The sequence below is a fragment of the Pseudacidobacterium ailaaui genome, from assembly GCF_000688455.1.
Lineage (GTDB): Bacteria > Acidobacteriota > Terriglobia > Terriglobales > Acidobacteriaceae > Pseudacidobacterium > Pseudacidobacterium ailaaui.
Map to the genome: position 1 here is coordinate 1,152,277 of NZ_JIAL01000001.1, position 11,688 is coordinate 1,163,964.

Genomic DNA, 11,688 nt, shown 5'->3' on the forward strand with positions numbered 1-11,688 from the left:
GTCAGCCCACCTCCACTTCATGCCGCGTGGGAGTGGGAGCAGCGACGGGAAGGGTAAAGCTGAAGGACGTTCCCTGGCCGAGACGGCTTTCAACAGCGACCTGTCCGCCGAGGCTCTCCACCAGGCGGCGGACCAGGGCCAGGCCGAGACCGGTGCCATCACTGGAGCTGCCGCCTGCAAAGCGGCCGAAGATATTGGGCAGCCGTTCGGCCTCAATGCCACAGCCGGTGTCCTGCACTACAAACTGGATGCGGTCCTTCATCTCAGAGGCTTTGAGGCGAATTTCACCACCGGGAGGTGTGTAGCGCACCGCGTTGGCAAGAAGATTGTCCAGGATGCTGCGCAGAGCGCGGCGATCAGCGCTGACATAGGACAGGTCTTCGAAGGCCTCAATGTGGATTTCAATGTTTTTTGCACGCGCCTGTTCACGAAAACGATGACTGGCATCCTCAAGAACATCAAACGGACGGAGCCGTTCAATCTTCATCTGGCGGCGGCCGGTGTCCAGCTCAGCGACTTCAATGAGGTCTGCCATGAGTTCGTCCAGACGCTCTGCCTCCTGCGTGGCGTCTTCAAGGATTTCAAACTGTAGCGGGCGCAGCTCACCGGCATGACCGCGAGTGAGGGCATAGAGGGCGAGACGGAGGCGCTCAAGAGGACCCCGCAGCTTCTGGGAGGCAACGGTAAGAAAGCGCGTCTTGAAGCGGTCAATGTCACGCATTTCGGTCACGTCTTCCAATACCGTGACCGCCCCAAGGAGCTTGCCATCGGCATCACGCATGGGGGCGGTGCGCAAACGGTAGCTGCGCTCGGCGCTGCCGATGCGCATGGGCAGCAGGGCCGCTTCACCCTCTCCAGCCGTGGCCTGCTGCATGGAAACAGCATTGCGGACAGCATTGAGGATTTTTTCTCCACCCGGGGTATTGGTCAGGGCCATGCGGTCAGTTTTGCCGAGGAGTTCGGTGGCTGCCTGGTTGAGCTTGAGGACGTGGCCCTTGGCGTCCGTAACAATGACCGGTTCGAAGATGGAATTGATGATGGCGTCACTTAGCTGCTGCTCCATCTGGCGACGGCCGGACTCGGTTTCCCGCAGGTCGCGCAGGCGAATGGCCATGCGATTGATCTCTGTGGCCAGCCGCCCGAGGTCATCGTCCATTGTCCACTCGATGCGTCGGTGGAGATCCCCCTGACCGATCTGCTGTGCGGTGCGGGTGGTAGCGCGAATGGGCCGGATGACCAGGAAGGCAGTAATCGAAGAAATGGCGAGCGCCACGAAAAGGCTGAATCCAGAGATGGCAATCAGGCGGGCACGCAGCATCGAGCGCTCGTGGTCCAGACCAGCCATGAGCGAGGCGCGGCGGACAAAGAGGGCACTGAGACGGTCTGAGAGGCCCTCGTCAATGCTGTCAAGCTGAGGACGAAAGACGTTCGCCGCCAGATCGCGCCAGGCCTCCGGGTGATCAAGGCCGAGGTGCAACCGCTCGACAATCTGCCGGTGCTTCTGCTCCAGAACATCCACGGAGAGCGCCGAGTTGCGGCTGGCGGCCAGAAAACGCTGTTCGGTGACCTCTGCCTGGGCCAGCAGATGTTCGTAGATCGGACGGTCCGGATGGGAAACCAGGCGGCCAGCCAGTACCTGCTCTCGGGCCAGCGATGCCTGGATCTGGGAAATGGCGCTGACAGCGGCATCTTCGGCCTGCTGCTGCTCGTCGAGGGCAGACAAATGCACAAAGGAATGGCGCACGAGCATTCCCAGGCCGCCAACCAGCGCAATCAGGAACAGAAAGCCAAGGATGAGTCTTTGATAAAGGCCCAGCATGAAAAGTGGCTACTGATACAGCGTACAGCGAGCATGGTGCAACGTACAGGGTGCATTTCCCACACAGGGAAAGGTTTTTTGCCACGGTGGCGGGAAACCTGAACCGTTCTGCGAAAAAACGAGGTTGTCGGGCACGCTGCAGCAGACATCTGTTGAGAACCGGCTGGCGGACTAAACTAGAAACATGGGGCACGAAGGCATTCGGTTTGTTTCCGAAGCAGAGGCGCGAAGGGCAGAACGCTCCGAGCAGGACCTGCCGCAGGAAGCAAAGACACCGGTGAAGGTACGCGTCTTCAAGACTGAAGGCACCGGACTGGAGATCGTATGGAAAGATGGCCATACCAGCCGGTGGAGTTTTCTCTGGCTGCGAAATGCCTGCCCTTGTGCGACTTGCCATGATGAGCGAGAAAGGGCAGGGCGCAGACCGGGTGAGTCGAAACCTAAACCACAAACTTTGCTACCGATGTATGAAGCGCCTCCTCGGCCGGAAAGCGTAACCCAGGTGGGACATTATGCCATCAGCTTCCATTGGAACGACGGCCATCAGAGCGGGATCTACTCCTGGGACTACCTGCGTCGGCACTGCCAGTGCGGGGAATGCGCCGCAGCCTGACACGCCGTCGGCTTTGAGGACAGCAGGAACGCGTACCATAAAGAGGTTGGACTGAGGCATGAATCCCGTCACCACACGCATCTCGACACGGGCCTCCTTTGAAAAGACCCTGGCCAGCGCCAAGCGGACGATGGTGCTGAGCGAAATTGTGCACCTGGCCCTGGACAGCTTCCGTGCCAGCAAAGTGCGGTTTGCGCTGACGGCGCTGGGCATGGTGATCGGTTCGGCATCGCTGATTCTGGTAGTGACGATCGGGCTGACCGGAAAACAGTACATTCTGAACCTTTTGCAGAGCATCGGCACCAACATGGTGGAACTGGAGTATTCCGGAGGCGGCACAGGATCGATCAACAATTTCCAGAACGACTACCTGACACGCGACGATGAACGCGCGGTCCGGGAACAGGTTCCCTCTGTCATGTACTCTTCGCCGATGCTGGAGATGCATGACCGCATCAGCTTTGGGCAGGGCCGGGTCAAAGATGTGCTGGTGCTTGGCGTAAGCCCTGAGTATCGCATGGTGCGCAATCTGAAGGTACTGTCAGGGCGCTTTTTTGACGACCAGGATGAGGAGACCCATACCAAGGTCGCGGTCGTCACCCAGGACTTTGCTGTGGCCATGTTCGGCAGCGCGGAGTCGGCCGTCAACCAGAGCTTTCAGATCAGCGGTATCCCGTTCACCATTATTGGCACCTTCCGCGAAAGTGTGGACACCTTCGGACAATCGGAAATTGCGGACCAGACCATCCTGATTCCTTATTCGGTGGCGCGGTACTTTACCGGGACCGACAATGTAAAGCAGATTTTCTTTTCCATCCGCGACCAGAGCGACGTGGAGACCGCTGCCCAGGAAATTGTGCGGGTCGTGAGCGCGCGCCATCAGAAGAACTCCGTGTATAAGGCAAACACACTTACGGCGCTCCTGACGACGGCGGCCAAAATCGCCAACGGACTTACGATTGTGCTGCTGCTCATCACGACGGTGACCCTGGCCGTGGGCGGAGTAGGCATTATGAATATCATGCTGGCCACGGTCCGCTCGCGCATCAGGGAAATTGGTATCCGCAAGGCGCTGGGCGCCACAGCCAGAGAGATCAAACTGCAATTCCTGATTGAAGCTGTCTTTATCTCGCTGGCAGGAGGAATCGTCGGGATCGTGGTTGGCCTGGCGCTTCCCTTTTCCGTCCGCTTCCTGACCGACTACCGTATTCCCATCTCAGGATGGTCTGTCATCATTGCGCTGCTTACTTCCACTCTGGTGGGTGTCGTGTTCGGAACTCTGCCGGCCACGCGCGCAGCGCAACTTGACCCGGTGGAGTCCCTGAAATACGAGTAAGGTTGCGAGAGGGATTCCGGCCTGCTGTATCCCTGGCAGGCCGGAGTGGTTTTTATTTCACCTGTACATTGGGGGGAATGACCGCAACAGCCATCTGCATTTGCATTCCCTCAGGCAGATGCACGTTCTTTCCCTTGGCCGTGAAAGTGGCTGAATCCTGCTCATGAATGTCGCTTTTCAGCTCAACGCCAGGAATTCCCTGCGGCTGCTGTTGTGCCTGAGGCTGATCGGGCATGGAGGCACTGGGCATGGGTGGCGGTGCAGTGGTCTGGGCGCCACCCGGGGCGGTCCCACCGGAGGGAGCGGAAGACATTGCAGGGCTGGCCATGGGTGCTGCGGGAGCTCCAGCTGCCTGCTGGTCCATCATCATGGCATTCATCGGAGGGGCCACCTGCATGACGGTCGCCTTGATGGGAAGCTGCTGCCCATTCTTCAACTGCGCCTTATCAAAAGTGATCTGTAGGAGAGAGTCACTCTTGTGCTCGGAGGGCTGCACCTGATCTACATGCCCCATGAGCACAGTATTTTTGGGTAGCTCCGGGGCGTCCGGGATTTTCACGTCCTGCTGTAACTTTGCCGTCACCGCATCCCCCTGCTTGAGCTTTTTGGCATCCAGGCCATGGTCCAGGACAGCGCGTGCCGGGGCCATCTGGATGGTCTTCGCGGGAGAAGCGGATTGCTGCGGGGCCGGCTGCTGCGCGTCAAGAGAGCAGGCGACGCACAAAATCCAAACACATGCACTCAGCTTCATAAAAATCTCCTCTTCCCTCAGTGGGAAGAGGAGAGAGGGAGATTCTGTTGCCTTTTGTCCGGGAGTTTTCTATTCGACTGTAAGGGTGGCTGCGACACTTTTTGTTAATCCATCGAGGGCCGCATTGATCTGAATGGTGTAAGTATTTGATGGCGTGGAACCTGGCTGGTTACCGGGAGTAGAACCTGAACCTCCGCTGGCGCTGGTGCCGCAGGCAGTAAACAGGAACAAGAGGCACGATACCGCACCCCCAAGCCAGAGTTTGCGCACAGGTCTATTCTTGGGCAACAGTACAAAAATATAGGGAAGGAAAGCGAATGCAGTTGTCATCCTCTGCCAGAGCAGGGCCGCGCTGGGCCCGACCCCGGTGACAACAGTAATGGTGGCCGTGAGTGTACTTCCAGAGGAAAGCGTTGCTCCCGCAGCAAGGCTGGAGGTGCAGGACGCATTTTGGGGCAGATTGGAGCAGCTGATCTGGATAGGCCCGCTGGAACCATCGACCGAAGTAAGCTGCACCTGATAGCTCGCCTGCTGTCCACTCACAATGATCCAGGACGTCTGCCCGGTAAGGGCCAAGTTAAAGTCCTCTCCAATGCCGGAAAGGGGGAGAGTGTAGGGCGCGGAAAGTTCAACCGCACCGATGGTCAGAGTTCCCTTACGGGACTGGGTCTGGGTGGGAGTAAATGTGATGCTGATGGCGCAGGTACCGCCGACAGGAAGTGTTCCGCCGGACTGGCATGTGTTGCCTGCAAGGGCAAAGTCACCACTGACGGCAAAGCTTAATCCTGTAAGGGCGACCCCGCCATTGTTTGTAAGGGAAACGGTCTGCTGCTGGCTGGTGGTATTGATGCCCTGCCCACCAAAGTTGACCGAGGAGGGCAAGAGAGAGAGACCTGCGGGCGCGGTCCCTGTACCGGAGAGGGCGACGGTCTGTATTCCAAGCGCCGTGCTGACCCGCAGTGTCCCGGTCTCCACCCCGACCTGCTGGGGGGCGAAGCTCACACCAATGACGCAGGAAGAATGGCCGGGAAGCAGCGCAGAGCAGTTGTTCTGGAGCAGAAAATCGCCACTGACTGATACCTGGATCTGGGCCAGCGCGGCATCGCCGGTATTCGTGAGAGTGACAGATTGAGGCTGACTGACAGTTCCTGCCGTGACGGGTGTGGAGAAATTCAGGCTCGATGGAGAAAGCTGTGCCGTGGCCTGCGTTTGACCATTGCCAGAAAGCTGGACCATCTGGGTGCTGGAGCCGCTGCTGATGGTAAATGCGCCGCTGCGCAGGCCCGAGGCCGTGGGGGAAAAAACAATGCTGACGGTGCAGCCGCTATTGGGCGGCAGGGAGGTACCACAGGTGTTGGCAGCAATTTGAAAGTCTCCGCTGATCACGGGTGGTTGCAGGCTGAGTGTGCCGCTTCCTGTATTGGAAACGGTGATGTTCTGGGCCGGGCTGGTAGCGCCAATGAGAGTATTTCCGAAGTTGAGACTGCCGGGCATGACCAGCAGAGTGCCTGCGGGGAGTCCCGTACCGGAAAGTGAAGCCGTCATCTGACCGCCAGGAAGGTTCCCGAAGATGGTAAGCGTGCCCTGGATGGGACCGGTCACCAGCGGGGCGAAGCTGACCTCGATCGTACAGCTCTGGCCGGTAGCAACAGGCTGTGAGCAGGTGTTCCCTTCAGTAAAACTCTGGCTGACTGCGATACTCGTGACAGAAAGAGAAACAGGCCCGGTATTCGTAACGGTGACGGTCTGCGCCGCGCTGACGCTGTTGACCGCCTGTCCGCTGAATGTAAGAGCAGAAGGTGTAAGAACAGCATTTGTGGACTGCGTGCCGGATGTAAGCAAAGGGACCTGCCAGATTCCACGTCCATAGGTGGAGGCCAGCAGCAATTGTGTGCTGCCGTTGCTGATTGAGTGGAGCTGGGTAACAGGAGTATAAGGAAGTCCTGACCCGAGCCTGCTCCAGCAAGGATAACTAGTGTCTGTGCAGGCGATGATGTTGCGCGTCGCATAGACGCCTGTATCCAAAGCCACATACACAGTGTTGGCGTCCTGCGGGTCCACGAGGACACTGTTCGCAGGAGCATTCGGGAGATTGCTGGCGATGGAAATCCAATGCGCGCCGCCATCCACGCTGCGATAGACCAGCGCACCATTGACTCCGGGCGTAAGAAAGCCCTGTCGCGTTACATACACAGTGTTGCCCGTGGGATCATGCGGGTCTACTTCGATCGAGGAGATATCAAAACCTCCTGCATTGAAAACGGCGCCAGCCGCGTTGATGATGGGGGATTGGGTCAGATCGTTCCAGGCAGCCAGACCACCGGAGGCGGGCACCGTCGCGGAATAGAGATGCCCGGCAATGGATGCGCCGCCATCGGCCCAGCCCGCCATGCCAGCATAGAGGACCTCCGTGTTACCACTGCCTCCGGAGGCAGCCAGGGAGCGAACCAGGGCATTGCCGTTGCAGTTGCTGGTCTGCTGGTCCTTATCCAGAGGGTTGCTGAGGAGATTGTTCAGCGTCCAGCCCTGACCACTGGCGGGACCGCGCCACACGCGGCAGGTGCCCAGAATGATGTTGGAGGTGTCCTGCGGGTCGAGGATCCAGGGAATGATCGGGCCGGTTACATCATTTCCGATCTGTGCACTGCCGAGGGCCGCCGTCCAAGGGCCGGAAGAAGCGCAGGCGCTTCCGGACAAACAGCTTTCAAGAAAGGGACTGGCACCGGACGGGGCCACGGTGGCATACCAGTTTTGTGGATTTTGCGGATCGATCGCGCTGTTGTCGCCTTCCCCGGAGAGGGCAAGTGTCCATGCACCTGGGGTACCAGAAAGGGCCGCGGTCCCGAATGCGCCGAGTGAAGCCATCATGAGGGCGGGATTCTGCGGATGCACGGAAAAGGCCGCAACTTCGCTGATGGGACCGAGTGCACCGTTCAGGTCTTCAAAATGGGCCGCATCATCGGAAGAGCAAACGGGCTGCTGCTGATTGACTGCGTCGCTGGTGCGCCAGAGTCCTCCGTCTGTGCCGAAAAACATCCAACCGTTCGCGCCAAATGTGGCCTCAATGGCGTGCTGGGAAGGCGCGACCCTTGCCGCCGCGCAACTGCTGGTGTTGGTCGTGTTCCGCCAGACACAGCCATTCAGAAGGCTGCATCGGAAAAGGTCTTTTGTGCCGACGAACAATAGCGTGTCCTGCTGCGCGGGCACGGCAGCAAGAGACAGGTCATAATCGCCCTGGGGGACCTTCCCGCCCTGCTGGAGAGGGGTGTCAGCAATCTGCTGCGAGAAAGTGACCGTAGAAGAGGCACAGCCGCTGCTGCTGGCATTGCATACGTCCCGCCACAGGCCCTGGTCCTGATTGCTGTTGTCCACAGTCATTGCAAAGAGGTCGCCAGTGACAGGTTGAGACACAATGGTTCCGCGGAAGATGGGACACTGTTCTGAACCAATGGCATTGGGGTTGGCCGGACACTGCGCCGCATTCAGTCCCGCGCCGGGCTGGTTCTGGAGCCGGGTCCAGGTCATGCCGTCTGTGGACTCGTAGTAACCGTGGTATCGCACAGCGGCATAGAAGCGTTTGCGCACAGGGTTCCAGGTGACGGAAGTGGCGGCGTTTCCGGAAGCGCCCAAAGGCGACTGGTCGGGAGACTGAACCACCATTCCGGGGCCGTCCTGGATTTTGGCCAGGTGCCATGTCAATCCGGCGTCCTGCGAATAGTAAAGGCCGGCAAAGCTGTTCGCTGCGGAGGATTCTGCATCGACCACAACGCCTTCTGCAGCGTCCGCCACTGCCGCCACCACCAGCTGGGGATTGGCGCTGCCCCAGGCGAAACCGGAGAACCCCTCACCGATGAAAGAATAGGTGCGGAGAAGGTGATCCGCAGCGCCGGAGATGAGGCACCAGGATTGGCCTCCATCTGCGGAGCGCAGAATGCCTTCCCCATAGTAGGAGTCCAGCGCATCGTTTGGATCCCCTGTACCGGCCAGCACGATACCGCCTGGCAGCACTGCAAGAGCACCAATGCTGAGCGAGGGAACAACTGGAGTCTGGCAGTTGGAGGCAGGCTGGAGGGTATCCGTAAGGGGAGTGAAGAGGACCGAGGCAGAGGGGGCCGCGGCATTCGTGGACTTCCACACACCTCCTCCTGTTGTGCCCACATATAAAGTGTTGCCGCTGGGGTCGGAGGCATCGGCAGCAAGACTGGTAATCCGCCCGCTTATCAGACCAAACTGCGGGGTAAGGACAGCGCCGGGGCCTATGGAAGTCCATACCGCATCTGTTCCAGAGAGGGCCTCAGCATGGAGCCTCTGGTCCTGAAGACGGGCCTGCATCCGCATCTGTGCGGGAAGCAGGCGATGGCCCGGAATGGTGCGTGGAGCAAGAAATTTGCGGGAGTTTTGCTGCATCCGCTGCTGGCTGCCGCTGCGCAGAGAGAGCGCCTGCTGCCCGACCGCGAAGCTGCAAAGATGTCCCACAACCGAAGCCCAGAGGGCCAGCCTCCACCATCGAATCGTTGCCATGGACCTCTCACACAGGCAGAAAATTCGCTTCCACGCATCGAACCCGTGGAAGCGGTCCAGTCAAATCAGCTACGTTGCGAAAAGTGGCTTTATTATGCGCGATGCCTCTCTGAGCGCAAAGTTACTTCGGTTTTACGCGACAGAAGCGTACATGCCTGACTGCGCTGCAGGGGCACACGATATGGATGGTTGTGGCTTTTGTCAGAACGCAGACCTGCAAGAGCGGGCAACGTCAAAGCTGCCTGCCCGAGACCACGTTGTTGATATATTGCCGGGAATTGAACTTTCTTCCTGTTGATCCGCCGGACATGTACCGGATGGTGCCAAAAACTGGCCGCTCAAACCAGGGGCGGTCATGAACCCCGGCAATGGCCCAGGCGATGCCCGCATATCCATTGGGATCGCGGCCGTCCAGCTCATATTTGTCATTCAAAAGGACAGCATATTCATACGCCAGCTCGGGAGAGGGCGACCACTCAAGAATCTTCTTGGCCCAGTACATGCGCATGTAGTTGTGCATCCATCCGTGCCGGACCATCTGCATCTGTGCTGCATTCCAGAGCTCATCGTGCGTCTGCGCCTGCTCCATCTCTTCCAGAGAGTACACATACGGGCGTTTGTCGCGGGCATGCTCACGCAGGGTCTTCCTGGCCCAGTCCGGAGCACAATCGAAGGAATCATAGGCGGAAACATGTCTTACGAAGTTCACGGAAAGCTCGCGCCAGCCTATCAGCTCATTGATGAACACATCGTAGGCCTGCTGCGGGGCCTTGCCGTCCGTGACCGCCTGCTGTGCGGCCAGCGCAATCGTGACAGGGCTGATGTGACCGAAGTGCAGGTAGGGGGAAAGACGGCTGGTGCCGTCCCACTCGGGATGATTGCGCAGCTTTGGGTAATCGCGCAGTCCTTCGGATACAAACTGGTGCAGGCGGCGGAGGGCCGCGTGTGTGCCTCCGGTAAATGTATCTACTGGAGTTACAGAACGATCGAAGTCCTTCCATCCTTCAGTAATGTCACCGCGGAGGTCCCACGATGAGAATCCTGAGGGGCGCTTCCATTCGTGAAGGGCCTTTTCCTGGGACGGCCTGACCAGATAACGAGGGAGCTCGGCATAAAGATGCGGCCGGAAAATGTGCAGCGCGTAGAAGTGCTTTTCAAAGAGGCGGGAAGGCACTACAACATCAGCGTCTACGGTAAGAAAAGGCAGATGCAGCCGACGCGACAGCACCTGCCGCCAGCGTTCGGGTCCACGGCAGGGGTTTTCATCGCCCACGAGCACGGCAGCCCCCAGCTCATGAAGCAGCTTCTCCAGTTGGTTTTCCGGCGGCCGACGTACGACAAAGGCCACGTTACGCTGGGCCAGGTCTTCGGCAATATCTGACAGGCCCTGGGCCAGAAACGTGTAATGGCGCAGGTTGGCATGAGGATAGTTGGAGATGATCGAAAGAAAGACGATGACGGGCAGCCCCAGATCATTGCCGAGGGCGATGGCAAGATCGAGTGCAGGATTGTCCACTCCCCGCTGCGCACGCTGCATCCAGTAGACGACACACCTGGCGCCCGGTACGAGTGGTCCTCCTCTGCGCACGGTAACGCGGGGACCTTTGGCCCAGGGCCTTAGCCATTCTGGTAGCTTCTCCTTTTTTTCCATCTCTGGAGATGGTAGATGATTTTTTCGAAGCCGTGGTCGGATGAAGCTCATCCCATCAGGATGGACGAACTGCAGAACTCATTTTTGCTTCTTTCCCGGACGCCCGCAGTCCTGGACGCTTTCTTGCGCGGGCTTCCTGATGCGTGGTTGCGGCAGAACGAAGGCGAAAACACGATGTCCTGTTTTGATGTGGTGGGACATTTGATTCATGGCGAGAAAACAAACTGGATGCCGCGCCTCAGGACAATCCTGGAATCGGGAGAAACAAAACCTCTGCCTGCCTTTGACCGCTGGGGCCATGTTCGGGAATGTGAGGGCAGGACGATGGAAGAGCTTCTGGATGAGTTTGCCCGGCTCCGCAGAGGAAACCTTGACGATCTGCGCTTGCTGCATTTACGCAAAGAGGACCTCGCGCTCTGTGGACACCATCCGGCCCTGGGCCGGATCACTCTGGGCCAACTGCTGGCCACCTGGACCGCCCATGACCTGACGCATCTTCATCAACTGTCTCGGATCCTGGCCCATTCTCTGCGAGATGATGTTGGTCCGTTTCTTAATTTTCTGGGTGTACTGCAATGCAACGGACACAGTTCCTCCTGATGCAAGGACAGCGGCCCGGAGGCCGCTGTGCTGCATTTCGGACGATGGCCGGCTTACCAGAGCCCCCAGGCACGGCTGATATAGTCGCTCAGCGTAAGCGTAATGAGAATGAGGAAGGTGAAGATGCCGGAGGCCACCGTGAGCTTCAGCAGTCGTGAACTGTAGCGGATGTGCATGAAGAAAAGAATGACCAGTACGGCCTTGGTGACAGCAATGGCCAGCGCAACAACAGCATTGAAGACACCCAGTTCCGCATAGGAAGCAGCCACTGTGAGCGCAGTAAATGCCAGCAGGGCGGTAAAGACGCCGAGGTATACTTTGGGGCCGACCGTGTGATGTTCATGCCGGGTCGGCTCAAGATCTAACTGGTCATGAAGGGTTGGTTCTGCCATGTTTT

Annotated in this window: 8 protein-coding genes; 3 read left to right on the forward strand and 5 right to left on the reverse strand. The window is 58.7% G+C overall.

Annotation, left to right across the window (positions count from 1 at the left end):
• Position 1: 1 nt before the first annotated feature.
• Positions 2-1,819 (reverse strand): sensor histidine kinase, encoded by a 1,818-nt coding sequence (locus N655_RS0105125; RefSeq protein WP_202900318.1) that lies wholly within the window; start codon positions 1,817-1,819, stop codon positions 2-4.
• A gap of 184 nt (positions 1,820-2,003) precedes the next feature.
• Between N655_RS0105125 and N655_RS0105130 the strand changes: the two genes are divergently transcribed.
• The gene (locus tag N655_RS0105130) at positions 2,004-2,432 is read left to right on the forward strand and encodes a gamma-butyrobetaine hydroxylase family protein (protein ID WP_026442119.1); all 429 of its coding nucleotides are present in this window, start codon (positions 2,004-2,006) and stop codon (positions 2,430-2,432) included.
• 58 nt (positions 2,433-2,490) lie between these two features.
• Complete coding sequence (locus N655_RS0105135) at positions 2,491-3,768, forward strand: ABC transporter permease (protein WP_026442120.1); 1,278 nt, start codon at positions 2,491-2,493, stop codon at positions 3,766-3,768.
• A gap of 52 nt (positions 3,769-3,820) precedes the next feature.
• Here N655_RS0105135 and N655_RS0105140 read toward each other — a convergent pair whose 3' ends face one another.
• From N655_RS0105140 to N655_RS0105150, 3 genes are all read right to left on the reverse strand, one after another.
• A complete protein-coding gene (locus N655_RS0105140) occupies positions 3,821-4,519 on the reverse strand; it encodes a hypothetical protein (RefSeq protein WP_026442121.1) in 699 nt (232 codons plus the stop codon).
• 69 nt (positions 4,520-4,588) lie between these two features.
• The gene (locus tag N655_RS0105145; RefSeq protein WP_049961265.1) at positions 4,589-9,040 is read right to left on the reverse strand and encodes a choice-of-anchor D domain-containing protein; all 4,452 of its coding nucleotides are present in this window, start codon (positions 9,038-9,040) and stop codon (positions 4,589-4,591) included.
• Between the two features lie 232 nt (positions 9,041-9,272).
• A complete protein-coding gene (locus N655_RS0105150; protein ID WP_026442123.1) occupies positions 9,273-10,691 on the reverse strand; it encodes a deoxyribodipyrimidine photo-lyase in 1,419 nt (472 codons plus the stop codon).
• A 15-nt stretch (positions 10,692-10,706) separates the two neighbouring features.
• Between N655_RS0105150 and N655_RS0105155 the strand changes: the two genes are divergently transcribed.
• Positions 10,707-11,291: a DinB family protein gene (locus N655_RS0105155; RefSeq protein WP_238324503.1), complete on the forward strand. Its 585-nt coding sequence runs from the start codon at positions 10,707-10,709 to the stop codon at positions 11,289-11,291.
• A 53-nt stretch (positions 11,292-11,344) separates the two neighbouring features.
• Here N655_RS0105155 and N655_RS0105160 read toward each other — a convergent pair whose 3' ends face one another.
• Positions 11,345-11,683, reverse strand: coding sequence for a cytochrome C oxidase subunit IV family protein (locus N655_RS0105160; protein WP_026442125.1), 339 nt, complete (start codon positions 11,681-11,683; stop codon positions 11,345-11,347).
• Positions 11,684-11,688 lie beyond the last annotated feature (5 nt).

Bases quoted from the DNA above. Each gene is read 5' to 3' on its own strand.
- N655_RS0105145 (WP_049961265.1), bottom strand. From the start codon at position 9,040: ATGGCAACGATTCGATGGTGGAGGCTGGCCCTCTGGGCTTCGGTTGTG.
- N655_RS0105125 (WP_202900318.1), bottom strand. From the start codon at position 1,819: ATGCTGGGCCTTTATCAAAGACTCATCCTTGGCTTTCTGTTCCTGATT.
- N655_RS0105150 (WP_026442123.1), bottom strand. From the start codon at position 10,691: ATGGAAAAAAAGGAGAAGCTACCAGAATGGCTAAGGCCCTGGGCCAAA.
- N655_RS0105135 (WP_026442120.1), top strand. From the start codon at position 2,491: ATGAATCCCGTCACCACACGCATCTCGACACGGGCCTCCTTTGAAAAG.
- N655_RS0105155 (WP_238324503.1), top strand. From the start codon at position 10,707: ATGATTTTTTCGAAGCCGTGGTCGGATGAAGCTCATCCCATCAGGATG.
- N655_RS0105130 (WP_026442119.1), top strand. From the start codon at position 2,004: ATGGGGCACGAAGGCATTCGGTTTGTTTCCGAAGCAGAGGCGCGAAGG.
- N655_RS0105160 (WP_026442125.1), bottom strand. From the start codon at position 11,683: ATGGCAGAACCAACCCTTCATGACCAGTTAGATCTTGAGCCGACCCGG.
- N655_RS0105140 (WP_026442121.1), bottom strand. From the start codon at position 4,519: ATGAAGCTGAGTGCATGTGTTTGGATTTTGTGCGTCGCCTGCTCTCTT.